Annotated in this window: 23 protein-coding genes, 1 pseudogene and 1 riboswitch; of the genes and pseudogenes, 16 read left to right on the top strand and 8 right to left on the bottom strand. The window is 72.7% G+C overall.

The genetic code is table 11. The features are described 5' to 3' along the window. Positions 1-22 precede the first annotated feature (22 nt). From ACFWRT_RS04260 to ACFWRT_RS04245, 4 genes are all read left to right on the top strand, one after another. A complete protein-coding gene (locus ACFWRT_RS04260) occupies positions 23-988 on the top strand; it encodes an ABC transporter permease (RefSeq protein WP_380948627.1) in 966 nt (321 codons plus the stop codon). Continuing rightward, positions 981-1,841, top strand: coding sequence for an ABC transporter permease (locus tag ACFWRT_RS04255; RefSeq protein WP_380948626.1), 861 nt, complete (start codon positions 981-983; stop codon positions 1,839-1,841). Before ACFWRT_RS04260 ends, ACFWRT_RS04255 begins: the two co-directional genes overlap by 8 nt. A 62-nt stretch (positions 1,842-1,903) precedes the next feature. Further along, positions 1,904-2,827: an ABC transporter ATP-binding protein gene (locus ACFWRT_RS04250; protein ID WP_380949000.1), complete on the top strand. Its 924-nt coding sequence runs from the start codon at positions 1,904-1,906 to the stop codon at positions 2,825-2,827. Continuing rightward, a complete protein-coding gene (locus ACFWRT_RS04245) occupies positions 2,820-3,494 on the top strand; it encodes an ABC transporter ATP-binding protein (protein WP_380948625.1) in 675 nt (224 codons plus the stop codon). The genes ACFWRT_RS04250 and ACFWRT_RS04245 overlap by 8 nt, the downstream gene beginning before the upstream one ends. Before the next feature lie 24 nt (positions 3,495-3,518). Here ACFWRT_RS04245 and ACFWRT_RS04240 read toward each other — a convergent pair. Next, positions 3,519-3,965, bottom strand: a pseudogene (locus ACFWRT_RS04240) (GNAT family N-acetyltransferase); the annotation flags it as partial. A gap of 256 nt (positions 3,966-4,221) precedes the next feature. On the opposite strand from ACFWRT_RS04240, the gene ACFWRT_RS04235 reads away from it, so the two are divergent. The 6 genes from ACFWRT_RS04235 (at position 4,222) to ACFWRT_RS04210 (ending at position 8,846) form a co-directional block, all read left to right on the top strand. After that, positions 4,222-5,118: a phosphatidylinositol-specific phospholipase C/glycerophosphodiester phosphodiesterase family protein gene (locus ACFWRT_RS04235; protein WP_380948624.1), complete on the top strand. Its 897-nt coding sequence runs from the start codon at positions 4,222-4,224 to the stop codon at positions 5,116-5,118. A gap of 117 nt (positions 5,119-5,235) precedes the next feature. Further along, positions 5,236-5,430: a hypothetical protein gene (locus tag ACFWRT_RS04230; protein WP_018512925.1), complete on the top strand. Its 195-nt coding sequence runs from the start codon at positions 5,236-5,238 to the stop codon at positions 5,428-5,430. A 101-nt stretch (positions 5,431-5,531) separates the two neighbouring features. Beyond that, the gene (locus ACFWRT_RS04225; protein ID WP_380948623.1) at positions 5,532-6,290 is read left to right on the top strand and encodes a hypothetical protein; all 759 of its coding nucleotides are present in this window, start codon (positions 5,532-5,534) and stop codon (positions 6,288-6,290) included. 231 nt (positions 6,291-6,521) lie between these two features. Then, entirely contained in the window at positions 6,522-8,111 is a 1,590-nt protein-coding gene (locus ACFWRT_RS04220) for a hypothetical protein (RefSeq protein WP_380948622.1), read from the top strand. Positions 8,112-8,183: 72 nt separating this feature from the next. After that, positions 8,184-8,576, top strand: a complete 393-nt coding sequence (locus ACFWRT_RS04215) for a hypothetical protein (protein ID WP_018512922.1) — start codon at positions 8,184-8,186, stop codon at positions 8,574-8,576. Positions 8,577-8,666: 90 nt separating this feature from the next. Continuing rightward, a complete protein-coding gene (locus ACFWRT_RS04210) occupies positions 8,667-8,846 on the top strand; it encodes a hypothetical protein (protein WP_018512921.1) in 180 nt (59 codons plus the stop codon). Between the two features lie 93 nt (positions 8,847-8,939). On the opposite strand, the gene ACFWRT_RS04205 is transcribed toward ACFWRT_RS04210, so the two are convergent. Then, positions 8,940-9,608: an endonuclease gene (locus ACFWRT_RS04205; protein WP_380948621.1), complete on the bottom strand. Its 669-nt coding sequence runs from the start codon at positions 9,606-9,608 to the stop codon at positions 8,940-8,942. Continuing rightward, positions 9,605-9,787 carry a DUF6480 family protein gene (locus tag ACFWRT_RS04200; protein WP_380948620.1) on the bottom strand — a complete coding sequence of 61 codons (183 nt, stop codon included), beginning with the start codon at positions 9,785-9,787 and terminating at the stop codon, positions 9,605-9,607. Before ACFWRT_RS04200 ends, ACFWRT_RS04205 begins: the two co-directional genes overlap by 4 nt. Before the next feature lie 138 nt (positions 9,788-9,925). Between ACFWRT_RS04200 and ACFWRT_RS04195 the strand changes: the two genes are divergently transcribed. Together ACFWRT_RS04195 and ACFWRT_RS04190 are read left to right on the top strand one after the other, a co-directional pair. Beyond that, positions 9,926-11,131 (top strand): FUSC family protein, encoded by a 1,206-nt coding sequence (locus tag ACFWRT_RS04195; protein WP_380948619.1) that lies wholly within the window; start codon positions 9,926-9,928, stop codon positions 11,129-11,131. A gap of 87 nt (positions 11,132-11,218) precedes the next feature. Next, a complete protein-coding gene (locus tag ACFWRT_RS04190; protein ID WP_380948618.1) occupies positions 11,219-11,410 on the top strand; it encodes a DUF6381 family protein in 192 nt (63 codons plus the stop codon). A 176-nt stretch (positions 11,411-11,586) separates the two neighbouring features. Here ACFWRT_RS04190 and ACFWRT_RS04185 read toward each other — a convergent pair whose 3' ends face one another. Then, positions 11,587-12,594 carry a PHP domain-containing protein gene (locus tag ACFWRT_RS04185; protein WP_380948617.1) on the bottom strand — a complete coding sequence of 336 codons (1,008 nt, stop codon included), beginning with the start codon at positions 12,592-12,594 and terminating at the stop codon, positions 11,587-11,589. Positions 12,595-12,770: 176 nt separating this feature from the next. Then, on the bottom strand, positions 12,771-14,114 hold the full coding sequence (locus ACFWRT_RS04180; protein WP_380948616.1) for a helix-turn-helix domain-containing protein: 1,344 nt from the start codon (positions 14,112-14,114) through the stop codon (positions 12,771-12,773). A 160-nt stretch (positions 14,115-14,274) separates the two neighbouring features. Between ACFWRT_RS04180 and ACFWRT_RS04175 the strand changes: the two genes are divergently transcribed. Together ACFWRT_RS04175 and ACFWRT_RS04170 are read left to right on the top strand one after the other, a co-directional pair. Then, a complete protein-coding gene (locus ACFWRT_RS04175; RefSeq protein WP_380948615.1) occupies positions 14,275-14,898 on the top strand; it encodes a hypothetical protein in 624 nt (207 codons plus the stop codon). 85 nt (positions 14,899-14,983) lie between these two features. Further along, a complete protein-coding gene (locus ACFWRT_RS04170; RefSeq protein WP_380948614.1) occupies positions 14,984-17,611 on the top strand; it encodes a SpoIIE family protein phosphatase in 2,628 nt (875 codons plus the stop codon). Positions 17,612-17,642: 31 nt separating this feature from the next. Here the strand turns inward: ACFWRT_RS04170 and ACFWRT_RS04165 are convergent, their stop codons facing one another. After that, complete coding sequence (locus ACFWRT_RS04165) at positions 17,643-19,004, bottom strand: FAD-dependent oxidoreductase (protein ID WP_380948613.1); 1,362 nt, start codon at positions 19,002-19,004, stop codon at positions 17,643-17,645. Between the two features lie 483 nt (positions 19,005-19,487). Beyond that, positions 19,488-19,643: riboswitch (cyclic di-AMP (ydaO/yuaA leader) on the top strand. Between the two features lie 3 nt (positions 19,644-19,646). Between ACFWRT_RS04165 and ACFWRT_RS04160 the strand changes: the two genes are divergently transcribed. Next, positions 19,647-20,486 carry a transglycosylase SLT domain-containing protein gene (locus tag ACFWRT_RS04160; protein ID WP_380948612.1) on the top strand — a complete coding sequence of 280 codons (840 nt, stop codon included), beginning with the start codon at positions 19,647-19,649 and terminating at the stop codon, positions 20,484-20,486. A 159-nt stretch (positions 20,487-20,645) separates the two neighbouring features. Beyond that, positions 20,646-22,295, top strand: coding sequence for a GMC oxidoreductase (locus tag ACFWRT_RS04155; protein ID WP_380956093.1), 1,650 nt, complete (start codon positions 20,646-20,648; stop codon positions 22,293-22,295). Positions 22,296-22,355: 60 nt separating this feature from the next. Here the strand turns inward: ACFWRT_RS04155 and ACFWRT_RS04150 are convergent, their stop codons facing one another. Together ACFWRT_RS04150 and ACFWRT_RS04145 are read right to left on the bottom strand one after the other, a co-directional pair. Further along, the gene (locus ACFWRT_RS04150) at positions 22,356-22,835 is read right to left on the bottom strand and encodes a carboxymuconolactone decarboxylase family protein (RefSeq protein ID WP_380956092.1); all 480 of its coding nucleotides are present in this window, start codon (positions 22,833-22,835) and stop codon (positions 22,356-22,358) included. Then, positions 22,832-23,911, bottom strand: coding sequence for an NAD(P)H-dependent amine dehydrogenase family protein (locus tag ACFWRT_RS04145; protein WP_380956091.1), 1,080 nt, complete (start codon positions 23,909-23,911; stop codon positions 22,832-22,834). The genes ACFWRT_RS04150 and ACFWRT_RS04145 overlap by 4 nt, the downstream gene beginning before the upstream one ends. Positions 23,912-23,972: the final 61 nt, after the last annotated feature.

The following is a 23,972-nucleotide window of genomic DNA, read 5'->3' as shown; positions in this document are numbered from 1 at the left end:
GCCCCGCCTCCCCTGGGGGCCGATGGCACGGATGACGGGACGGCGGGCCCTGTTCGCCGTCCCGGTCCTCCTCACCGTCACCTTCGGCGTCTTCGCCGTCGCCGCTGCGTCCCCCTTCGACCCCGTCAAGGCGTACGCGGGCACCGCGGGCCTCACCGCCTCGCAGGAGAACCTGGACCAGCTCCGGGCCAACCTCGGCGTCGACCAGCCGCTCGTCACCCGCTGGTGGAACTGGCTGACCTCGGCGCTCCAGGGCGACCTCGGCGACTCCAGCGTGATGCGCCAGCCGGTCGCCGACGTGATCGTCGAACGCATGGGCTGGTCAGCCCTGCTCGCCGCCTCCGCCTTCCTCATCGCCATCCTGCTCGGCACCGGACTCGGCGTCCTCGCCGCCCGCAGGCCCGGCGGCTGGCTGGACCGGGGCGTCAGCTCCGCCGCGTACACCCTGGAAGCCGCCCCCGCCTTCTGGCTCGGCCTCCTCGCGATCTGGCTCTTCGCCCTGAAGCTGGACCTCCTCCCGGCCGGCGGGCTCACCGACGCGGGCAGCGATGTGGTCACCTTCGGCCAGGTCGCCTCCCACCTCGTGCTGCCGGCGGCCGTCCTCGGGATCTCCCAACTGCCGTGGTTCTTCCTGTACGTACGCCAAGGGGTCACCGACGCACTCGCCGAGGACCCCGTGCGCGGGGCGCGCGCCCGCGGGCTGAGCGAGCGCACGGTGCTCCTCGGCCACGCCCTGCGCTCCGGGATGCTCCCGATGCTCACCCTGATCGGCTCCCGCGTCCCCGAACTCATCACCGGCGCCCTCCTCATCGAGACCGTCTTCAGTTGGCCCGGCATCGCCGCCGCCACCGTGGAGGCCGCCACCTCGGTGGACTTCTCGCTGCTCGCCGCGCTCACGGTGCTCGCCACCGCCGCCGTCCTGCTGGGCAACCTCCTCTCCGACCTGCTCTACGGACTCGCCGACCCCCGGGTGGCCTTCGATGGCTGAGACCGCGCTCGCCCCGCTGCCGGGCCGCACCACCCGCCGCATCCGGGTCGCCACCTCCGCGACCATCGTCGTCGCCGTCGCGCTCGCCGTGCTGATCGTGCCGCCGCTGGCCCAGCTCGACCAGCAGGCCGTCGACCTGTCGAACAAGCTCCACCCGCCGTCCTGGGCGCACCCCTTCGGCACCGACGACGTCGGGCGCGACCTGCTGCTGCGCTGCGTCTACGGGCTCCGCGTCTCGCTGCTCGTCGGACTGGTCGCGGCCCTGACGGCGACCGTGATCGGCACGGCGATCGGCGCGCTCGCCGGGTCGTTCGGCGGCTGGCCGGACCGGGTCGTGATGCGGATCGTCGACACCCTGTCCTCCATCCCGCACCTCCTGCTCGGCATCTTCATCGTGGCGATGTTCCGGCCCGGGGTCTGGCCGGTCATCGTCTCGGTGGCCCTCACCCACTGGATCTCCACCGCCCGGATCGTCCGCTCCGAAGTGCTGTCGCTGCGCTCGCGCCCCTTCATCGACGCGGCCGTCTCCGGCGGCGCCTCGCGGGTCCGCGTCATCGTGCGGCACCTGCTCCCCGGGGTGCTCCCGCAGGCTGGGCTCGCGGCGGTCCTCATGGTGCCGCACGCCATGTGGCACGAGTCCGCGCTCTCCTTCCTCGGCCTCGGCCTCCCCGCCCACCAGGCCAGCCTCGGCAACCTCGTCCAGTCCGCGCGCGGTTCGCTGCTCGCGGGGGACTGGTGGCCGACGCTCTTCCCCGGCCTTTTCCTGATCATCCCGACGCTCGCCCTGGCGGGGATCGCCGGAGCCTGGCGGGACCGGATCAACCCGCGCCGGAAATCGGAGCTGATGCTGTGACCGCCGACCACGCCGTGGGCCCCGCCGTCCTCGATGTCCAGGACCTCTCCGTACGTTTCCGGATGCGCGGCGGCCGGGACATCGCGGCCGTCACCGACGCCCGGTTCTCCGTCGCGCCGGGGGAGTGCCTCGCCCTGGTCGGCGAGAGCGGCTGCGGCAAGTCGGTGCTCGCCTCCGCCCTGCTCGGCCTGCTCCCGGCCAACGCGCAGACCGCGGGGAGCGCGGTGCTGGGCGGGGACATCGACCTGCTCACGGCGGGGGAGCGGACGCTGGCCCGTACGGTACGGGGCCGGCGCATCGGCCTCGTACCGCAGAGCCCCGCCGCCCACCTCACGCCTGTGCGCACGGTCCGCGCCCAGTTGGAGGAGACCCTGCGCGAGCTGACCGGGGTGCGTGGGGCCGCAGCCGTACAGGAGGCGGCCGCCCGGGCCTCGTTCCCCGCCGACCACCTCGACCGCTACCCGCACGAACTCTCCGGCGGCCTCGCCCAGCGCGCCGCCACCGCCCTCGCCCTGATCGGCGACGCCCCGCTGCTCCTCGCCGACGAGCCGACCACCGGACTCGACCGGGACCTCGTGGAGCGGACCGTGGACGAGCTGCGCCGCCACACCGACGAGGGCCGGGCGCTGCTGATCATCACCCACGACCTGGCGGCGGCCGAACGCATCGCGGACCGGGTCGCCGTGATGTACGCGGGCCGGATCGTCGAGATCGCCGACGCGGGCTCCTTCTTCGGCGCACCCGGCCCCCGCCACCCGTACGCCAGGGGCCTGCTCGACGCCCTGCCCGAACGGGAGTTCGCCCCCATCCCCGGCATGCCGCCCGAGCTCGGCGCGCTCCCCGACGGCTGCGCCTTCGCCGCCCGGTGCGCCCGCGCCGACGCCCGCTGCACCGCCGAACGCCCGGCCTTCGACGACGGCCTCGCCTGCCACCACGGGCTGACCGGCCGCGCGCACTCCCTCACGAAGGCGGCCGCCGATGCTTGAGCTGACCCGTATCACCGCCGGATACGACCGCCGCGACCCCGTCGTCCGCGATGTCTCCCTGAGCGTCGGGCACGGCGAGGCGGTGGGACTCCTCGGCCCCAGCGGCTGCGGCAAGTCCACCCTGGCCAGGGTCGCCGCCCTCCTGCACCGCCCGGACGCCGGAACCATGACCCTCGACGGAACGGTCGTACGCGGCTGGCGGCACCGCGCCCCGCGCGAGCAGCGCACGGCCGTGGGCGTCGTCTTCCAGCAGCCCCGGCTCTCCGCCGACCCCCGCCTCAGCCTGCGCGAACTCATCGCCCAGCCGCTCCGCTCCACCGGCCGCCGCCGCGAGGTCCCGGCCCGGGTGGCGGAACTGGCCCCGCTGGTCGGCCTCTCCGCCGAGCTGCTGGAGCGCCGCCCGCACGCGGTGAGCGACGGGCAGCTCCAGCGGGCCTGCCTGGCGCGGGCGCTGGTGCTGCGGCCGGGGCTGCTGATCTGCGACGAAATGACGGCGATGCTCGACGCCTCGACGACGGCCGCGCTGGTCGCCGTGGTGGAGGCGTACCGCGCGGAGTCCGGCGCCGCGCTGCTGGCCGTCGGCCACGACCGGGTCCTCCTGGAACGCTGGTGCGACCGGACGGTCCGCTGGGGCGAGCGGGCCGTGGAGCGGGTCCCGGTGGGGTGACAGGGGCTGTAAGCAAGCGCCCGGGGCGGGTACGTGGAAGGCGATCCACACGTCCGGCGGCAGCTCCGGCCGGCCCGGCACCGGCCGGTGCTCCTCGGTCCAGGCGTCACCGGCCACCTCGCGGGCGACGCGGCGCCAGAAGCGTACGGCCGGGGCGTTGTCGTCCTGGAAGGCGACCTCCCACGGGCCCGGATGCCGGGCCAGGACGTCCCGGACGGCCCGCAGCCCGACACCCGCGCCGCGTGCTCCCCGTACGACGAAGAAGCTGTTCAGGATCCGGACCGGCCCGGCCAGACCCCGGACGAAGGCGAGGCCGACCGGACGCGCGTCGGCCGTCAGCAGGTAGGGCACCCGGTCGGGGTCGGTGAAGGCCGCTTCCAGACGGTCGCTGCGGAAGGTTCCCTCCGGGCCGGGCGTGACGGAGCTGAACTCGGACATGTCGTGGCGGAACATCAGCCAGAGGTGGTCCATGAGGGGGCGGTCGTCGGCTGTGGCGAGGCGTACGCGTACATGGGTGTGGGTGTGGTGAGACATGAAAAAAAGCCTCCCCGGCGGATGCGGTCCGCGGCGGGAAGGCCCGAGAAGTCGCTGACAGCTTATCAAGCGCTGACCAGCGGGCGACGATCGGGCCAATACATGGCAGGTACCTGACGATCTGCCGCCGCTCGGCCCCATACTCGTCGCGTCCGGCCCGTCCCGGGCCCCGCCGACGCCTCAGGGAGCCTCCATGGCTGTACCGCCCGCCCCGACCCGCCGCCGCGCCCTCACCGTCACCCTCGCCACCGCCGCCGCGGTGATCGCCGCTCCCACCGCAGTGGCCGCCGCGTCCTCGGCCGCTGTCGGCCGGCCGTCCAGGCCCCGCCCCCTCCGCCACGCCCACGCGCACAACGACTACCTGCACCCGCGCCCGCTCCACGACGCCCTCGCGCACGGCTTCACCAGCGTCGAGGCGGACATCTTCCCGGTCGACGGCGAGCTGCTCGTCGCCCACGACCCGGCCGGGCTCGACCCGAGCCGCACCCTCGCGGGCCTCTACCTCGAACCGTTACGCGCCCTGGTCCGGGCCGGACACGGCAGCGTGTACCCGCGCCACCGCCCGCCCCTGCAACTGCTCATCGACATCAAGGCCGACGGCGTCGCCGCCTACCGCGAACTGGACCGGCAGCTCACCCGTTACGGCTCCTTGTTCACCCGCTACCACCACGGCCGGGTCCGCCCCGGAGCAGTCACCGCCGTCATCTCGGGCGACCGCGCCGCCCGGGCGCCGATGGAGGCCCAGCGCACCCGCCTCGCCTTCTACGACGGCCGCCTCGACGATCTCGGTACCGCGTCGCCCGCCTCGTTCACCCCGCTGATCAGCGCGAACTGGACCCAGACCTTCGGCTGGCTCGGTGCGGGCCCCTTCCCCCGTGCCGAGCGGGACCGGCTCCGCACCCTCGTCCGGGCCGCCCACCGAGAGGGCCGCCGCATCCGCTTCTGGGCCACCCCCGACCTGCCGGGACCCGAGCGCGAGGCCGTCTGGAGTGAGCTCCTGGCCGCCGGGGTCGACCACCTCAACACCGACGACCTGGCCGGGCTCGAACGCTTCCTCCGCGCGCGGACGGGCGCGGCCCCGACCCCGTAACACCGCACAGCCCGGGAGTACCCGTTCGGCGGACACGCCAGTGCGCCGAACGGCCGCCCCGCTGCGCCACACTGGCGGCCGAATGCCGCAAATCAGGCGCGGCGGAGGAGGCTGGCCATGGTCATTTCGATCTCACTGGTGGTGCTGCTGACGATCCTGGCGGTGATCTTCCTCCGCAACGGCGGGCTGAAGCTCTCGCACGCGATCGTCTGTGCCCTGCTGGGCTTCCTGCTGGCCAGTACGAGCATGGCGCCGACCATCCACGACGGGATCGGCGCCACCGCCAACCTGGTCAGCGGCCTGCACCCCTGATACCGGCCGGCCCCTGAATTCGGCCGGTCCCTGATTCCGGCCGCCTGTCCGCCCCGGCGGGACCGTCCACGCTCCGCCCGGCGATCCCGCACAATGGGCAGATGTCCTTTCCGCCCCCCGGACGGCACTCGGGCGCCGCCCACCACGAGTACTGCAACACCGGCCTCTGCTGCCGGTGCCAGATGCGTACCTGGACGACGAAGGCAGGCAACGAGCGGCTCTGCGGGCCGTGCGCGGCCTGCTGCCAGGAGTGCGGCCGGGCGCCCGCGCCCCACCTGGACGGGCTCGACGGCGGCCTGTGCGCCGAGTGCCGCGGCCTGTGCGGCCGGTGCCACGCCCACAAACGGCCCGACGGGTCCTGCGCCTGCGACCGCTGGCGCGAGAACGCCAAGAGCAACCCGCGCGGCTATGTCCTCCAGGCGCTCCCGCCGCAGCTCCTCCAGGCGCTCGGCGGCCGGGTCCCGAGCACCGTCCACGACCTGATCCACGACGAGCTGGGCCGCAACCGCAGCGCCGGCCTCCTCCGGGAGCGCATCGAACGCCGCTGGAACCTGCGCTGGGCCCACGCCCTCAACGAGAAGGACGAGGACGGCCGCCGGCGCTGGAGCGCCCAGGAGATCGCCGAGCAACTGCTGATGCCGGGTTCCTGTTCCGACCCGGAGTGCGAGGACGGGCACCTCGCCACGACCGACGCCCCGTGCCCCCGCTGCCGGCAGCCCCTGCACCGGTTCGTCACCTCGGTCGCCGACCACACCGCGACCCCGGAGCACGCCCACGCTGCGGCGGAACGGATCCGCCGGGCGATGCTGGAGAACCGGTCGCGCAAGAAGCTCCCGCCGCGCGGACGGGCGGGCGGATAGCGGACCGGCGGGCGGTGGCGGACGGGCGGCGCGGACCGGCGGAAGGGCGCGGCTCTGTCCATAGCGTCCATGGCGTCTTCGGCTCGGTGTGAGGCGGGCGTTGCCGCGTATGGCGCGGTGTTGCGGCCGTGTGTCGTGCCCGCGAAACCCTTCTGCTTTCCATGGACACTTCAAGGGGTGCGTCCTAACGTCGGGCGGCGGCGCGACCCCCGTCCGTAATCAAGGAGCCCGATGCCCCCGCCGTACCGCCGTGCGCTCACCCGTGTCCTGGCCCTGACGCTCGCCGTCGCCTCCGTCACCCTCCTGGGCCCCGCGGCCCCGGCGCTGGCCGACGACATCCCCAAGGCCCCCGGCCACCGCCTGGTCGCCGACTACCAGGGCGCGCCCGCCACCGCAGCCCCGGTCCCCGGGCAGGCGCCCCCGCAACACCCGTACCTCGCCCCCAACGGCCGCAGCGGCATGCACGCGGACGCGGCGGGCAGCGGCACCCACCCGTACTCCGGGCCGCTCGGCCGGAACCCGGAGGTGGTCAGCGAGAAGATCGCCCCGGTCGGCGGCGAGTGCGCCACCGCCACCTTCGACACGGCCGGCCGGCTGATCACTGTGTGCGGGACCTTCACCGGCTTCCTGCTCAAGCTGCTCGACCCGCGCACGCTCGACACGCTGGCCGAGTACAAGCTGCCGCAGCGCTCGTCGACCGTGGAGGCGATCACGCGGCTCGACTTCTCACGCATCTTCAAGGACACCTCGGGCGGCGCCTACTTCTACCTCGACGACCAGGACCGGGTCGTCCTCGCCGACTCCCGCCAGCACGTCCTGCGCATCGCCCACCGGCAGGACGCGGCCGGCCGCTGGGAGTTCACCGTCGAGGACGACTGGGACCTCACCGGGCAGGTCCCGCACGACTGCGTGAGCTGGACCAACCTCTTCCCCAGCGGCACCTGCGACCCCGTCACCTCCGTGATGCCCGACTGGCAGGGCCGGATCTGGTGGGTCACGCGGCTCGGCCGGGTCGGCACGGTCGACCCGCAGACCTCCGTCATCCGCTCGGTCCGGCTGGCCGGTGAGGAGATCCAGAACTCCTTCTCGGTTGCCCGGGACGGGGTCTCCGTCGTCTCCGACCACGCCCTCTACAGCTTCACGGCCGGCCCCGACGGCACCCCGCGCATCCAGTGGCGCCAGACCTACGACCGGGGCACCGGCACCAAGCCCGGCTCGGTCAACCAGGGCTCGGGGACGACGCCGGACCTCTTCGGTACCGGTGAGGAGTACGTGGCGATCACCGACAACGCGGACGACCGCATGAACGTCCTGGTCTACCGCCGGGGCACCGACGTCCCCGCCGACCGCCGCCTCGTCTGCTCGGTCCCGGTCTTCGGCTCCGGCCGCTCCACCACCGACAACTCCCTGATCAGCTGGGGTAACAGCCTCGTCGTCGAGAACAACTACGGCTACGAGAACCCCACCTCCCTGCTGCTGGGACGCAGCGTCGTCGGCGGCGTCACCCGTGTCGACGTACGGCCCGACGGCAGCGGCTGCGACACCGTGTGGGAGAGCGCCGTCCGCTCACCCTCCACCGTGCCCAAGCTCTCCACCGCCAACGGGCTGCTCTACTTCTACGAGAAGGAGCCCAACGCCCTCGGCATCGACGCCTGGTATCTCACCGCCGTCGACTTCCGCACCGGTGAACGCCGTTGGCGCAAGCTGACCGGTACCGGACCGGCCTACGACAACAACTGGGCGCCCATCACCATCGGCCCGGACGGAACGGCGTACGCGGGGGTCTTCAACGGCATCGTGGCGGTGCGCGACACCGGCTGAGCCACCGAGGAAGCACGCGGACGCCGCACGGAAGTGCACTCCACCGCACGTGGTGACCGGTGCGCACGCCCTATGCTCGCGGCCATGGAGCAACGGGAAGTCGTGAAGCGCGTGATCGGCATCCTCACAGAGGCGCGCGAAATGCAGCGCCTGCTGGAGGCGGACCTCGAACGGGAAGACCTGGATGCGGGAGCGGGCGCCGTCACCGCCCTGCTGAACGAGACGATGCCCCACATCGCCATCCCCGACGATTTCTCCGTCGAGGAGGTGGTGACCGTGGTCGGGCGCGAGGTCGGCGGCGCGGTGGAGCAGCTCGTGAGCGCCTTCACGCTGGCTTTCACGATGCTGGCGCAGGTGCACGACTCCGGACAGACGGACGTCTCGTCGGCCGACGTCCTCCAGGACCTGGCGCTGCGGGTCGAGGCCGGCGGGCCCGAGGACGAGGACGACGGTCCGGTGCTCTAGAGGGCGCGGCGGCGGCCTCCTGCGTTCCGCGGCGCGCGTAGGCATAGTGGGAGGGAGAAGCGTGAATCTCCTCGCGGTACGGAGGCAGCTGTGGGCAAGAGCACCGACATGGCCCGCGCCAAGGCGCGCCGGCTGAAAGGCATGAAGAAGGAGTCGGACGGCATCGCCCTCGGCGACGAGCGGATGAAGGCCGAAGGAAGGCAGGAGCAGGAGGCGGCCCGCCGGGAGGAAGAGCGGGCCCGCGCCCTGCGGGGAGCCTCCGGCCACTGAGGTGGTGGGGCGCCCGTGCCGTCGCGCCCGCCGCGTACGGTACGGGCGCTTCCGCGCGTACGGCTTCGGGCGCCAGCCCGCGTGCGGGTGGTGCTACTGACGGCGTGCCGCCTCCGTGACCGCGTCCACGACGTCCTTGTCCAGGGCCGCCCGGACGAGCGCGGCCGCGAACTCCGCGTCGTCGTGTCCGCGCGCCGCCCGGGCCAGCTTGCCGGGGGACGTGGGCAGGCCCAGCCGCTCGGCCCCGTGCAGCGCCTTCGCCCCCAGCCAGGGGCCGGTCTCCGGCCAGAGGGACTGCACCTCGCGTACGAAGATGTCGGTCCCGGCCGGTCCGATGCCCGGCACGCGCCGGAGCCCTTCCATCAGCCGGTCCCGGTCGCCGTCGGCCTCCTCGCGCAGCCGCCGCAGATCACCGCGCCAGGTGTCCAGGACGAGCTGGGCGCCCGCACCGAGCTGGGTGGCGGTGCGTTCGTCGTACCGCCGGTAGTGGCCCTCGCCCAGTGCGTCCACGCGCTGCTGCCAGGTGGCGTCCACCATCCGGCGCGGGGTGCGCATGCCGTGGTCGTAGAGGGCCCGGGCGGCCGCGACGGCCACCGAGGCGCGGATGCGGGCGGACAGCAGCAGGCTCAGCACCAGGAGCTGGTAGAGGGGCTGCGGGGTGTCCTTCAGCCGGATGCCCGCCTCCTGCGCGTACGTCCGGCCGCACTCCTCCACCAGCGCGTCGGCGATCCGGCGCGCCGAGGGCGGTTTCCGCCCGCTCATCCCAGACCGAAGACCCGCGCGACGAAGAACCCGGCGACCAGCAGCGCACCGAGCACGATCAGCCCGATCCAGACGGCCGGGTGCTCCCAGACACCTCCGTCCGGGCGCTCCTCATGGGCTTCGCCGATCGAGCCCTCGGCGGGGGGCGTCTCTGTGGGGGGATTCACGAGAACAGCCATGTATCCAGAGTCCCTCGGTCGCCGCCCGTCCGCACGCCGTACGGACCGGACCCTCTCTGCCGCCACGGGGACAGGGCCGTACGGAGGCACCCCGGGCGCGGAGCGCTGCGCGCGGGGGAAACGGGGCACGGTCAGAGGATGCCCGCCGTTTCCGCGCCCGTCATCAAGCTCGTGCAGCGCACCACCGAACCCGCGGGGGTCCAGACGCTGCGCTCGACCGCGGCCGCCGTCATCGCCTACTCCGTGGCCGTGTGGGCCCTGCCCGAACCGGCCCCGCTGACCGCTCCCCTCACCGCGCTCCTGGTCGTGCAGGTGACCCTGTACGCCACCCTCACCACCGGCATCCGGCGCGTGAACTCCGTCATCGTCGGCGTGCTCATCGCCATCGCCTTCAGCTCCCTGGTGGGGCTGAGCTGGTGGAGCCTCGGCCTCACCATCTTCACCTCGCTGCTGATCGGGCGGCTGGTGCGCGTCAACGAGTTCGTCCCCGAGGTGGCGATCAGCGCGATGCTCGTGCTCGGCGTCTCCCAGGTCGCCGACACCGCCTGGGACCGGGTCTGGGAGACGCTCATCGGGGCAGTGGTCGGGCTGCTGTTCAACCTGGTCTTCGCCCCGCCCGTCTGGGTCGCGTCGGCCGGTACCTCCATCGGCGCCCTGGCCGGCCGGATGGGCACCATGCTGCGCAGCATGGGCGAGGAGGTGGTGGGGAACAACCCCGTCCCCCGGGCGGCGGCCCGGCTCCACGAGGCCCGCAGGCTCGACCACGACATCGTCGAGGTCGACGCCTCGCTCCGCCAGGCGGAGGAAAGTCTCACCCTCAACCCTAGGGTGAGACAAGGGCTGCTCTACCGGGTGGTCCTGCGCACCGGACTCGACACCCTGGAGATCTGCGCGGTCGTGCTGCGGGTCCTGTCCCGCACCCTCACCGACCTGGCGAAGGCCCGCACGGAGGAGACGCTGTTCCCGGCCGATGTGGCGGGTCTGCTCCAGGAGCTCTTCGGCCAGCTCGCCGAGGCCATCGAGAGCTTCGCCGTCCTCGTCACCACGCCGCTCGCCGCCGACGGCGAGGCGGCGGAGGACCGGCTCTCCGAGGCGCTCGCCCGCAGCCGCGCCACCCGCGACCGGGTGGCCGACCTGCTGCTGGAGGACGTCCAGGAGCACCCGCGCCAGTGGCAGCTGCACGGGGCCCTGCTCGCCGAGATCGACCGGGTGCTGGCCGAGCTCGACATCGACGAACGGACGAAGCGGCTGGGCGAGGAGCTGGACCGGCGGGCGTCCGAGGCCCATGAACGCCACCCCCGGGTGCGGGCGATGGTCCGGCGGCTGAGCCGGGCCGCCTCGTGAAACGTTGCTGGTGGGGTACGCGGGATGCGGAAGCCTCCGGTCACTGGTTCGCTGGAGGCAGTGGTTCACCTGGCCCGAGGAGTGGTGATGAGCGGTTCGGACGAGCCCGCCGACCTGGCGCGGCAGATGCGTGAGAAGGCCCAGCAGCTCGCCGAGGCGGCGGGACGCGCGACGGACCCGGAGGAACGTCAGCGGCTGGAGAAGAAGTCCCGGACGATCCGGGACCGGAGCGAACAGCAGAGCGCCATGGCCGCCGGTGACATCTACCCCGAGAAGTAGGCGGCCCCGCAGGACCGGCCCCTACGTGGGGCACTCCGCCCGCCCCGGTCTTTGCCCCGGGCGGGCGGACCCGTGTCCTGACCCCTCCTCGCCCTGGCTCGTGCCCGGGGTGGGGCGTTTCCGCGCGCCGTCACCCGCCTCGCCCGGTGCGGGCGTCCCCGTGCCCCGTGCCCCCGTCACCCCGCCCACTCCAGCAGCCGTTCCACCGGCCAGGTGGTCACCACCCGCTCCGCCGGTACGCCGCACTCCTCGGCCCGTGCGCAGCCGTTGATCTGCCAGTCCAACTGGCCGGGGGCGTGCGCGTCCGTGTCGATCGCGAACAGGGTGCCCGCCTCCACGGCCTTGCGCAGCAGCCGGCGGGGCGGGTCCAGCCGCTCCGGCCGGCAGTTGACCTCCACCGCCGTCCCCGCCTCGGCGCAGGCGGCGAAGACCCGGTCCGCGTCGAACCGGGACTCCGGCCTGCCGCGCCCCGACAGCAGTCGGCCCGTGCAGTGGCCCAGGACGTTCGCCTGCGGATGGCGGACGGCCGCCTCCAGGCGCCGGGTCATCGGGGCCGGGTCCATCCGCAGCTTGGAGTGGACGGAGACGACCACCACGTCCAGCCGCTCCAGCAGCTCGGGCTCCTGGTCCAGCGAACCGTCCGGCAGGATGTCGCACTCGATCCCGGTCAGCAGGCGGAACGGCGCCCACTCCTCGTTGAGCCGCTCCACCACCGCCAACTGCTCCCGCAGCCGCTGGGGTGACAGCCCCTTGGCCACCGTCAGCCGGGGCGAGTGGTCGGTGAGCACCGCCCACTCATGGCCCAGCTCCGCCGCCGTACGGCCCATCTCCTCGATCGGGCTGCCGCCGTCCGACCAGTCGGAGTGGAGATGGCAGTCGCCCCGCAGCCGGGACAGCAGCTCCCGGCCCCCTTCCGGCGCGGGTTCGGCGGCGGCCGCCTCCTCCAGCCGCTCCAGATAGCCCGGAACCTCACCCGCCCGGGCCTCCCCGATCACCTGCGCGGTACGGGGGCCGATCCCGGAGACCCGCTCCAGGGTCCCCGCGGCTACCCGCTCGGCCGCCTCCCCGGGCTCCATCGCGTCCACCACCTTGGCGGCCGTCCGGAAGGCCTTCACCCGGTAGGTGGCGGCCTGCGAGCGCTCCAGCAGGAACGCGATACGCCGCAGAGCGGTGACGGGGTCCATCGGCACCTCCAGGTGGGAGCGTCGGCCGCCCCGCAGATCACCCGTCCGGGCCGCCTGTCCCCAGGATGGCCGCAGCGGCTCCCGGACGGCCACCGCACGCCGTAACCCGGCGGCCACCGCACGCCGTAACCCGGCGGCCACCGCACGCCGTAACCCGGACGGCCGCCCCACCGCCGTCACCCGGGGCCGGACGGTCCACCCGCTCCCTCCGGCTCGGCCGCCACCCAGCGCCGGGCGCCGTAGTCGTAGTCGTGGACGGGCCGCCCCGGCGCCCCACTCGTACGGAACGGGCGCCCGCCGTCGTCGATCCGCACCGTGCCGGACCGGCCCCCGCCGCTCCACCGCAGCTCCGCGACCCAGTCGCAGTCGCAGCGGGCCGCACGCCCGGTGACGAGGAAGACCTCGGGGTCCGCGCCCGAGACGCGGTACGGGAAGGAGACCGGGGCGATGGGCTCACCCGTGTCGTTGCCCGGCACGGACCGGGCCACCGGACGCTCCGCGTCGAGATCGACGTCGAACATCCGCGGGGTGAGCGCCCCGCCGCACCCGGAACTCATCCCGTGGACCCGCCCCTCGGCGGGCTCCCGCCGCGCGACCACCCGGATCCGCAGCGCCTCCAGGACCACCGCCCGCTCGCCCGTGCCCTGGAGGGTGATCCGTACGCCGGTCTCACCAGCGTGCACCGCGCCGAGCGCCTGCGCCCAGGGCTCCGCGTCGGCCTCGGCCGGTGGTGGCGGGACGGCGGCGTCCGGGGGACGGGCGACGAGATACTCGTGCCCGCAGCCGTACCGCCAGACGTGGTCGTCGGTGGTCCAGGTGAACGGGGGGGCGGCGGGTCGCGCCACCGGCGGCTGCCGCTCGGGGCGCTCCGGCCGCGCGGGCCCGCCGAAGCCCGCGATCAGGACGAGCGCCAGGGCGGCGACGGCCGCGCAGGCGGCGAGAGCAGGCGCCCACCGGCGTACGAGGGGGGCGCGGGGCGCCGCAGGAGCGGGCGCGGGCCGGTTCTCGTCGCGGAGTGTCGCAGAGGTGGTCGGTGCGGCGGCGGGCGGTGAGGAGCCGGCGGGGGCCTGCGTACCCGTCCGCTCCAAGGCCTCGGAAGCGGGACCCGCCGCAGAGCTCGCCTTCTCAGCAACCGGGTCCACCGCAGCGCCCGACTCCTCGGTACCCGGGACCACCCCCGCCTCCTGCCGCTCCACCCGTTCCGCGTCCGCTCGCAGCCACAGCCGGTGCAGTGCCTGCCGTTCCTCGGGGGTGCGGCCGCACAGCCGTGCCAGGCGCTCCACCGGGGCGAACTCCGCCGGCACGGTCTGCCCGGTGCAGTACCGGTGGAGCGTCGAGCCGCTGACCCCGATCCGCCGGGCGAGGGACGCGTACGTCCGGCCCGAGCCGTCCCGCAGCTCCCGCAGCCGGTCCGCCAGCACCTCCCGTGCGAACTCCTCGCCCGCCCGCCGATCGCCCGCCCGCCCATCGCCCGTTCCCTCGTCACCCGACACCCGCTCGACCTCCCCCGGCCGTCCCACCAAAGCGTTCCACCCCGACGAGAACACCCACGTCACCGGAGGTGGGACGGTTCCAGGGCCGCCGGAATCCGTGTCGTGCTTGTCGCCGCCGGGAGGCCCGCCCCAGGCTGGTGCCGTTCCACCGACCGACCGCTCGACCACCTGAACGGGGATCACCACCATGCGCACCATCCGTACGCTCCGCACCGCACTCCTGACCGCCGCCGTCGCGGGGCTCGCCGCCACCGCACTGCCCACGGCACCCGCGGCCGCCGCGCCCGCCGCCCCCGCCGCGCGGAAGTTCCTCTCCGCCGGGCAGTGGCCCGCCTCCCCCACCCCCTGGACCGCCGGGCCGGTGCACAAGGGCCTGCCCGAGGACGGCTCGCTCTGCACGGCGGGGACCGTCCCGGCCAAGGGCACCCGCCACCGGGATTTCCGTACCGAGCTGGACACCGGCGCCCGGCAGACCGTCACCGTCGCCCCCACCACCGCGAAGGCCAAGGCGCTCGCCGCCGAGCTGCGGACCGCGCTGGCGACCTGCCTGGAGCGGCTGAAGGAGCAGGAGCCCGGACTGGAGGGCGTCAGCCGGTACCACGGGCGGGTGAACGTGGAGGAGGGCGCGTACGTCCACAGCATCGACACGTCCTACCCGGAGGCCGGCTCCACCGACATCGGCCTCCACTCCGTCGGCCGCGACGGCCGCACGGTGACCGTCCTGGAGTGGGGACAGCTGGGTGACCTGGACGGCGCACCGCTGCAGGGGTTCAGGAAGACGACCGGCACCGCCGTCGCCAAGCTGCACTGAGACCGCGTCGGTGGACCGGCCGGCACGGGGTTCCGGCCGGTCCGCCGACGTGCGCGGCCCCCGCTGCCGGGAGCATGCTGGCTGTGTGACCCGGCACGATGCGACCCGGCCCACCCCGTCCCCCGGCAGCGGGGCCGCGGCCGGGCGAGACGACGGCGGCCGAGTACCGGACGAGCTGTCCCTCGTACTCGCGCAGGGGGTGGTCAGCGCCGTCGAGACCGCCGGGGGGTACGCGGGCGGCATCTACCTCCGCTCCGGGACACCCGGGCTGCTGCGTCTCGCGGTGCTGGCCGGGCTGCCGGGGCCGCTGTTCCGGCCCTGGTGGCGGATGCACGTGAACCGGCCGTTCCCCGTCTCCGAGGCCTACCGCACCGGGCGCCCCGTGCTGCTCGCCGACGCGGAGGAGGGCATGCGGCGGTTTCCCCAGCTGATGGCGGGGCTGCCGTTCCCGTTCGGCTCGCTGTGGGTCCCGATCACCGGCCCGCAGGGCAGCATGGGCGTGATGGCCGTCCTGCGGGCCCCCACCCCGGGCGAGGAGATCGCTCCCGCCGACGGGGAGCGGCTGCTGCGCCTCGGCCACCGCCTCGGGGCCGCGCTCACCGATCTGGAGTCGAGGTTCCACCCCGTCGTCTGGGAGAAGGAGCCGATCCCCGTCCAACTGCCGGCCGCCCCCGCGCCCCCTGTCCGGGTCGGCAGCTTCGACTGGGACCTGCACTCCGGGGGCCTCACCGCGGACGACGACCTGTGCGCGATCTTCGGGACCGATCCGGCGGAGTTCCCCGGCACCGTCGACGCCCTCGCCGAACGTCTCGTACCGGAGGACGTGTACGGACTGTGGGCCCTGGCCCGGCAGGCGGTGGAGTCCGCCGATCCGGTGGTGCGGAGGATGCGGCTGCGCGGGCCCGACGGCCGGTACCACCTGCTGGAGCTCTCCGGCCGCTGGACCCACCCGGACGGGGAGAGCGCCGAGAGCCATCTGACCGGCTTCGTCGTCGACTTCGGCGCGGGACCCGTCATCGCGGAGGCGGCGGACCGGCTGCCCCGGGGGATCGTCTCCCTGGACCGGATCGGGCGCATCACGTACGCCAACGCGCTCGCGGAGGAGCTGCTGGACCTCCCCCGTGCCGAGCTGGTGGGCCACGTCGTGTGGGAGGTGCTGCCGTGGTTCGGGCATCCGGCGTACGAGGACCACTGCCGGGCGGCCCTGATCTCCGACGAACCCGTCCACTTCCTCGCCCGGCGGGCCCCGTCGATCTGGCTCTCGGTCTCGCTGTACCCGGGCCACGAGGGGCTGAGCGCGGTGTTCCAGGCCACGGAACGGCCGGCGTACGCGCCCGGCTCCGTCACCACGCCCGGGCTGGGCATCGGCTCCACCGCCGACCGGTCCTCCGCGCTCTACCGCCCGGTCGCCCTGGCCATCGCCCTCACCGAGGCGGTCACGGCCCGTCAGGTCTCCGCCGTGGTCACCGAGGAGCTGCTGCCCGCGTTCGGCGGCCGGCAGCTCGCCATCTACCTGCTGAGCGAACGTCACCTCCACCTCGCCTGGGAGACGGGGTTCCCCAAGGGGTTCCTCGACCGCTTCGACGGGGTCGGGCTCGACGTCTCCATACCCGGCGTGGAGACCCTGACCACCGGCCGGCCGATCTTCTTCGAGTCCATGCAGCGCCTGGCCGACGCCTACCCGGGCATCCCGATGGAGACCGACGTCGGCGCGCGCGCCTTCCTCCCGCTCATCGCCTCCGGGCGGCCCGTCGGCTCGTGCATCCTCGGCTTCGACCGGCCCCGGGGGTTCAGCCCCGAGGAGCGCACCGTCCTGACCGCGCTGGCCGGGCTGATCGCCCAGGCCCTGCAACGCGCCCAGCGGTACGACAGCGAGTCGGCGCTCGCCCGGGGGCTCCAGGACGCCTTGCTGCCGCACCGGCTGCCGGAGGTCGACGGGGTCGACACCCTCGGGCGCTACCTCTCCGGCACCCAGGACATGGAGGTCGGCGGTGACTGGTACGACGTCATCGAGACCGGCCACGAACTCGCCCTGGTCATCGGCGACGTCCAGGGGCACGGTGTGTCGGCGGCCGCCACCATGGGGCAACTGCGCAGCGCGGTACGGGCGTTCGCCCTCAGCAACCATGACCCGCAGGAGGTGATGAGCGGCACCAACCGGCTGCTCATCGATCTCGACCCGGGCCAGTTCGCCAGTTGCTGCTACATCACGCTGGACCCGCTCACGGGACGGGCCCGTGCCGTGCGGGCGGGACACCCGCAGCCGGTGCTGCGGCACCCCGACGGCCGGACCGAGGTGCTGGACCTGCCCGGCGGCATCGTGCTCGGCATCGACGGGCAGGCGACCTACCCGGTCACGGAGCTGCACCTCGCCCCGGGCGACGTGCTCGCCCTGTTCACCGACGGGCTCATCGAACGCCCCGGGACCGACATCGACGAGGGCATCGAACGGCTGCGCGCCACCATCGCCGGGGTCGGCTCCGTCCCGCTGGCCGAGCTGGCGAACCGGGTGATCGGGGAGGCCCGGCAGGCCACGGACCGCCCGGACGACATCGCGATCCTGCTGGCCGCCCGCTGGACGCACGTCCCGGAGAAGGCGCCGCAGCCGTCCCGGGACACCGCCCCGCCGGACCTGTGGCGGACGTTCCGCGGGCCGGGCCCGGGGGGCTCGCCGGGCCCGGGAGGCACGACGAGTGCCCCGGACCCGGCCTGAGCTGAGCGGTCACGGCCCGTGGCGCCCCTGATCAGGCGCCGGAGGCGTCCAGCATGCCCTCGCGCTCCACGACCTTGATGCGCTCACGGCCTTGGGCGACGCCGAGCCCCTGCTCGTGGGCGTCCAGCTTGTGCCAGCCCTCCCACGTCGTGTAGCGGACGTTGCGGCTCTCCAGGAAGGCCTCCACGGCCTCCGGGGCGGGCGTCGCGGGCTCGGGCAGACGGCCGGCGGCACGGTCCTCCAGGAGGCAGGCGACCGTCTCGTTGGCGTCGCCCTTGGTGTGGCCGATCAGGCCGATCGGGCCACGCTTGATCCAGCCCGTGACGTAGACCGAGGCCATGTGCTCGTCACCGGCGATGACGCGGCCCGCCTCGTGCGGGACCGTGCCGGAGGCCACGTCGAAGGGGAGCTTGGGCAGCTCCTCCGAGTAGTAGCCGACGGCCCGGTAGACGCTCTGCATGTCCCAGTCGGTGAACCGGCCGGTGCCCCGGACGTTGCCGGTGCCGTCCAGCTCGGTGCGCTCGGTGCGCAGCGCGGCGACCTTGCCGTCCTCGCCGAGGATCTCGACCGGGGACTCGAAGAAGTGCAGGAAGAGCTTGTGCGGGCGGTCGCCGACGTCGCGGATCGCCCAGTTCTCCAGGGTCTGCGCGACCATGTTGGCCTGCTTGTTCTCCCGCCGGGTGGCGATGGAGCCCTCGTCGTACTCGATGTCCTCGGGGTTGACGATGACCTCGATGTTGGGGGAGTGGTCCAGCTCCCGCAGCTCCATCGGGCTGAACTTGGCCTGCGCCGGGCCACGCCGCCCGAACACATGCACCTCCAGCGCCTTGTTCTGCTTGAGGCCCTGGTACACGTTGTCCGGGATCTCGGTCGGCAGCAGCTCGTCGGCCGTCTTGGCCAGCACCCGGGCGACGTCCAGCGCCACGTTGCCGACGCCGAGGACGGCGACCTTCTCCGCGGTGAGTGGCCAGGTGCGCGGCACCTCGGGGTGGCCGTCGTACCAGGAGACGAACTCGGCCGCGCCGTAGGAGCCGTCCAACTCGATGCCCGTGATGTCGAGCGCCCGGTCGGCCTCGGCGCCGGTCGAGAAGATCACCGCGTCGTAGAAGGACCGCAGGTCGTCCAGGTCGATGTCGTTCGGGTAGCTCACGTTGCCGAAGAGGCGGATCTGCGGCTTGTCCAGCACCTGGTGCAGTGCCTTGACGATGCCCTTGATCCGGGGGTGGTCGGGGGCCACGCCGTAACGGATCAGGCCGAAGGGCGCGGGCATGCGCTCGAACAGGTCGATCGAGACACCCGGGTCCTGGCAGACCTCGGATTTGAGCAGCGCGTCCGCAGCGTAGATACCGGCAGGGCCGGCTCCGACAATGGCGACGCGGACGGGGCGTGTCATGGCGTGGTGATCCTTAAGGCGGGCGAACGCGGGCAGGTACAGCGTACGTCGGAGGTAAGGGTTGGCTTACTAGTCTCCACCCCACACGGTAAGCCCTCGCCCCGCGAGGCCTCCGACCCGGCCTACGGAACCGCCCGATAAGTCCGTTTCTGTGGGGCGGTATGGGCGATTTCATCCCTTTAACCCTCTCTTCCATAAAAGGGCTATTGGCGTCTTTGGGTTGTTTTGACCGCGCCCATTTCGGCCACCCCCGTGCGAAGTGGTGAGCGTCACGTCCAAGGGTGCGGATGCGGGATCGGAAGGTTCGGTTCCCTTCTGTGCCAAGAAAGTTGACACCGTGACGAAACGGGCGCGGCCGGGAATTCCTTCATTCGATCTTGCGGAGAAAGGTCATCCGGAATTCGGGGCTTGTTCTGTCCGGCGCTTTTCGCCTACGGTCACGCTCAATCCGGATGGAACGCCGAATCCTGCCGCCGTCCGGGAATCCGAAACCCACCCACGTACGGCAGGAGCGGGGGACCCAGGTAAGTCGCCGATCCGGTATCCGGAACGGCTAGGGGTGAAGTCGCATGTCCGTGCGGCCAGACATCTCCCGTCTGAACCCGACAGCTCACCTCGTAGGCGCCGGAGAGGAAATCCCCCATGCCCGCACAGGGTAAGCACCGCCGTCCCAAGTCCGTCTCGCTGAGCCGCGGCATCGCTGCCGTGACCACGGGTGGAGCCGTTCTGGCCCTCCCGGTGCTCGGCGCCACCACCGCCTCCGCCGCCCCCGCGCACTCCATCGCCGCGGAAAAGGCGGTCGCTCCCGTCTCCGTGACCGCCCAGGCGAATTCCGTGACGAAGGCCGCGCCCGCCAAGCATTCCGTGGTGTCCGGCGAAACGCTTTCCAAGATCGCCCGCGAGTATTCCGTCAGCGGCGGCTGGAAGAAGCTGTACGAAGGCAACCGCAAGGCCGTCGGCGAGAACCCGAACCTTATTCACCCGGGTATCACGCTGACCATCGGCGCCAAGGCTGCCGCCCCGTCAGACGCCAAGGCCGGCAAGGCTGCCAAGGCCGCCCCGGTCGCCGAGCGCACCGCCACGGCGGAGCGCGCCGACCGCTCGGAGCGCACCACGGCCGCGCCCGCCGCCGCCCCGGCCGCCGCCGCTCCCGCCACGTACACCAACGACCTCGATGGCTGGATCAAGGAGTCGCTGGCGGTCATGGCCCAGCACGGCATCCCCGGCAGCTACGACGGCATCCACCGCAACATCATCCGCGAGTCCTCGGGCAACCCGAACGCCATCAACAACTGGGACTCCAACGCGGTGAAGGGCACCCCGTCCAAGGGGCTGCTCCAGGTCATCGACCCGACGTTCCAGGCGTACCACGTGCCCGGCACCTCGACCGACAGTTACGACCCGGTCGCCAACATCACCGCCGCGTGCAACTACGCCGCCGACCGGTACGGCTCGATCGACAACGTCTTCGGCGCCTACTGATCCTGGTACGCGCTCACGCCCGAGGGGCCCCGGACCGCACGGTCCGGGGCCCCTCGGGCGTGAGCGTCCGCACGGGGAAGTTACCTCCAAGTTTCTAGTGACTTACCACGCGATCGACAGTAGAACCTGTTTCACTCTATCGAGAGTGAGGGATGTCACATGAACGACCCTACCCTGCACAACAACGCCCCCAAGGGTGTATCGCGTCGAAGATTCATAACAGGAACAGGTTCTCTTCTCGGGGTCGCGGCGCTCGCCGGATCCACCACACCGGTCTGGGCCACGCCCCGTGCGGCAGCGGCCCCGATCGGATCCGGCGCCCATGTGCCGGTGCTGATCGTCGGGACCGGCTACGGCGGCTCGGTGGCCGCTCTCCGGCTCGCCCAGGCCGGCACGGACGTCCACATGGTCGAGATGGGCATGGCCTGGGACACTCCCGGCGCGGACGGCAAGATCTTCGCCAACACCACCAAGCCGGACGACCGCTCCTTCTGGCTGCGCACCCGGACCAAGCAGCCGCTGAGCAACTTCCTCGGCTTCCCGATCGACAAGAACGTGAACCGCTACACCGGAATCCTGGACGCCGAGGAGTTCGCCGGCATCACCGTCTACCAGGGGCGTGGCGTCGGCGGCGGATCGCTGGTCAACGGCGGTATGGCCGTCACGCCCAAGCGGGAGAACTTCGCCGCCATCCTCCCGTCGGTGAACGCCGCCGAGATGTACAGCACCTACTACCCGCGCGCCAACGCGGACCTCGGCGTCACCACCATCGATCCGGCCTGGTTCGACTCCGTCGACTGCTACCAGTACGCGCGGGTCGGCCGGAAGCACGCCCAGCGCTCCGGCTTCCCCTTCCTCTTCGTGCCCGCCGTGTACGACTGGGACTACATGAAGCAGGAGGCGGCCGGGACCGTCCCGAAGTCCGCGCTGGACGCCGAGATCCTCTACGGCAACAACTACGGCAAGAAGTCGCTCCAGAAGACCTACATCGACCGGATCAAGGCCACCGGCCGGGTCACCATCACCCCGCTCCACAAGGTCACCCGCGTCTCCCCGGCCTCCGGCGGCGGCTACACGGTCCTCATCGACCAACTGGACACCACCGGCCGGACCGTCACCACCAAGACCGTCACGGCGGACAAGGTCTTCTTCGCCGCGGGCAGCGTCGGCACCAGCAAGCTGCTCGTCGGTCTGAAGGCGACCGGGGCGCTGCCCGGCCTCAACAACGAGGTCGGCAAGGGCTGGGGCGACAACGGCAACGTCATGTGCGGCCGGGCCAACCACCTCTGGGACCCGACGGGGAAGGTGCAGTCGTCCATCCCCACCGGCGGCATCGACAACTGGGACGCCGGCGGAGCGTTCGCCGAAGTCGCTCCACTGCCCACCGGGATCGAGACCTGGGCCTCGTTCTACCTCTCGATCACCAAGAACCCCCACCGGGCCGAGTTCACCTGGAACGCGGCGGCGGGCAGGCCCGAACTGAACTGGCAGACGGCGTGGAAGCAGCCGTCCATCGACGCCGCGAAGACCATCTTCGACAAGATCAACAAGAAGGAGGGGACGATCTACCGCACGGACCTTTTCGGCACCTACAAGATCTGGGGCGACCACCTCACCTACCACCCGCTGGGCGGAGCGGTCCTCGACAAGGCCACCGACAACTACGGCCGGCTGCACGGCTACCCGGGCCTGTACGTCATCGATGGCGCCCTGATCCCCGGCAACGTCAGCGTCAACCCGTTCGTCACGATCACCGCGCTCGCCGAGCGCAACATCGAGCGGATCATCGCCACCGATCTGCGCCGCTGATCCACCGGGCGTACGGAGAGCCCGGGGCCGGGAGTGCCAACCCGGCGGCCCCGGACTCCGTCAGTGACCCGGCAGCACGCACACCGCGTCGATTCCCAGCACGTGGTTGAGCCGCCCGAACGCCAGCCAGGAGCCGATGCTCATGGACAGCTCCACGATCTCCACCTGGCTGTAGTGCGCGGTCATCCGCGTCCAGAAGGCGTCGTCGAGACCGTGGTGGTCCAGCGAGTACCGTTCCGCGTACTCCGCCGCCAGCCGGGTCCGCACGTCGAAGGCGTCCGTCGTACGCCACTCGGTCACCGCCCCGGCGAACTCCTCCTCGACCTTCGCCCCGTCCCGCTCGGTCCGCCAGTCCAGGCAGAACAGGCACCCGTTGATCTGCGCGATCCGCAGCCGCGCCGCCTCGAACTCCCGTAGGCCCAGCGTCGTGTGCTCGTATACGGACATCGAGAACGTGGCGGCGGCCATGCCGATGCCGGGAACCATCTCCCCCCACACGTAACCGATGGGCTCCTGGCCCTCCGGGATGTCGATGATCATGCCGTTCTCCTTCCCAGCCTGCCGACAGCGGGCCGCAGCGGGACGTCGAGTGCGTCGTACAGGCCCGGTTTCGCGTCCACCAGCCAGTCGATCGCCGAGACGAGCCGCCCGACGGCCGTGGCGTTCCCGCCCGCCGACCGGTTCTCACCCTCGTCGGAGGCCTCGACCGTCACCTCGATACGGGGGCGGCCCTCGATCACCACCCGGTGCGCGCCCACACCGTCGGGCGGTGATGGCCAGTCCGGTGCGCACGAGGGATGGATACGGGTGATGTGCTCGATCACGATGCGGGGCTCGCCGCCCACGATGCCCTGCACCTCGAAGCGCACCGCGCCCTGCGTCCCCGCCGCGAACTCGCCCATGGTGCGGGTGGTCACCGTCGTCTCCAGCGCCCGGCGGTCCAGCGTCTCGCGGATCCCGTCCAGTTCCACGCCGAGCGCCCGGGCCATCAGCCGTATCTGACCGCCCCACACCATCGTCGGAACGCTCTCGGCGAGCATCAGCGGCTGATAGTCCAACGGGTGGCCCATGCCGATCAGGTGGCGTACCGACTCCTCCTGCTCGTACGTGGAGTAGTCGAAGATCTCCTGGCAGCGGATCACGTCCACCTCGGTGCCCAGGCCGCTGACCAGCAGCGGCAGCACGTCGTTGCCCCAGCCGGGGTCGACCCCGGAGACGAAGAGGGAGCCGCCGCCCTCCGCGACGGCGGCCAGGACGGGATCCCGCAGCTCGGGCGGGGCGTTGCGCTGGTCGTAGAGGGGATAGAGGGAGGGCGTGACGACGACCGCTCCGGCCCGGATCGCCCGGCCGATGTCGGTGAGCGCGTCGTCGGGGCGGATGTCGCCGGACGCCGCGTAGACCACCGCCCGGGGGCGGTCGGCCAGGACGGCGGCGATGTCGTCGGTGGCCGCGACGCCGAGCGTGCGGCCGAGTCCGCCCAGCTCGCCCGCGTCCCGGCCGACCTTGGCGGGATCGTGGACGAGGACGGCGGTGAGTGTCAGTGCCGGATGGGCCTCGACGGCGCGGATCGCCGCGCGGCCGACGTTGCCGGTACCCCAGACAACCGTGGGAATCATGCGCGGAGGGTAGCGGCCGCACCTTGCACTTCCCAGAGCCGTGGCGGGGAAATATGAGTGT

Origin of the sequence: Streptomyces cyaneofuscatus, assembly GCF_042718795.1 — a bacterium.
GTDB lineage: Bacteria > Actinomycetota > Actinomycetes > Streptomycetales > Streptomycetaceae > Streptomyces > Streptomyces cyaneofuscatus_A.
Note: the sequence above shows the minus strand (reverse complement) of the source record. Positions and strands in the feature narration are given on the sequence as shown.

What these genes read in the sequence shown, in the direction of transcription:
- ACFWRT_RS04260 (WP_380948627.1), top strand. Translation starts at nt 23, where the DNA reads ATGGCACGGATGACGGGACGGCGGGCCCTGTTCGCCGTCCCGGTCCTC.
- ACFWRT_RS04255 (WP_380948626.1), top strand. Translation starts at nt 981, where the DNA reads ATGGCTGAGACCGCGCTCGCCCCGCTGCCGGGCCGCACCACCCGCCGC.
- ACFWRT_RS04250 (WP_380949000.1), top strand. Translation starts at nt 1,904, where the DNA reads ATGCGCGGCGGCCGGGACATCGCGGCCGTCACCGACGCCCGGTTCTCC.
- ACFWRT_RS04245 (WP_380948625.1), top strand. Translation starts at nt 2,820, where the DNA reads ATGCTTGAGCTGACCCGTATCACCGCCGGATACGACCGCCGCGACCCC.
- ACFWRT_RS04235 (WP_380948624.1), top strand. Translation starts at nt 4,222, where the DNA reads ATGGCTGTACCGCCCGCCCCGACCCGCCGCCGCGCCCTCACCGTCACC.
- ACFWRT_RS04230 (WP_018512925.1), top strand. Translation starts at nt 5,236, where the DNA reads ATGGTCATTTCGATCTCACTGGTGGTGCTGCTGACGATCCTGGCGGTG.
- ACFWRT_RS04225 (WP_380948623.1), top strand. Translation starts at nt 5,532, where the DNA reads ATGTCCTTTCCGCCCCCCGGACGGCACTCGGGCGCCGCCCACCACGAG.
- ACFWRT_RS04220 (WP_380948622.1), top strand. Translation starts at nt 6,522, where the DNA reads ATGCCCCCGCCGTACCGCCGTGCGCTCACCCGTGTCCTGGCCCTGACG.
- ACFWRT_RS04215 (WP_018512922.1), top strand. Translation starts at nt 8,184, where the DNA reads ATGCTCGCGGCCATGGAGCAACGGGAAGTCGTGAAGCGCGTGATCGGC.
- ACFWRT_RS04205 (WP_380948621.1), bottom strand. Translation starts at nt 9,608, where the DNA reads ATGAGCGGGCGGAAACCGCCCTCGGCGCGCCGGATCGCCGACGCGCTG.
- ACFWRT_RS04200 (WP_380948620.1), bottom strand. Translation starts at nt 9,787, where the DNA reads ATGGCTGTTCTCGTGAATCCCCCCACAGAGACGCCCCCCGCCGAGGGC.
- ACFWRT_RS04195 (WP_380948619.1), top strand. Translation starts at nt 9,926, where the DNA reads ATGCCCGCCGTTTCCGCGCCCGTCATCAAGCTCGTGCAGCGCACCACC.
- ACFWRT_RS04190 (WP_380948618.1), top strand. Translation starts at nt 11,219, where the DNA reads ATGAGCGGTTCGGACGAGCCCGCCGACCTGGCGCGGCAGATGCGTGAG.
- ACFWRT_RS04185 (WP_380948617.1), bottom strand. Translation starts at nt 12,594, where the DNA reads ATGGACCCCGTCACCGCTCTGCGGCGTATCGCGTTCCTGCTGGAGCGC.
- ACFWRT_RS04175 (WP_380948615.1), top strand. Translation starts at nt 14,275, where the DNA reads ATGCGCACCATCCGTACGCTCCGCACCGCACTCCTGACCGCCGCCGTC.
- ACFWRT_RS04165 (WP_380948613.1), bottom strand. Translation starts at nt 19,004, where the DNA reads ATGACACGCCCCGTCCGCGTCGCCATTGTCGGAGCCGGCCCTGCCGGT.
- ACFWRT_RS04160 (WP_380948612.1), top strand. Translation starts at nt 19,647, where the DNA reads ATGCCCGCACAGGGTAAGCACCGCCGTCCCAAGTCCGTCTCGCTGAGC.
- ACFWRT_RS04155 (WP_380956093.1), top strand. Translation starts at nt 20,646, where the DNA reads ATGAACGACCCTACCCTGCACAACAACGCCCCCAAGGGTGTATCGCGT.
- ACFWRT_RS04150 (WP_380956092.1), bottom strand. Translation starts at nt 22,835, where the DNA reads ATGATCATCGACATCCCGGAGGGCCAGGAGCCCATCGGTTACGTGTGG.
- ACFWRT_RS04145 (WP_380956091.1), bottom strand. Translation starts at nt 23,911, where the DNA reads ATGATTCCCACGGTTGTCTGGGGTACCGGCAACGTCGGCCGCGCGGCG.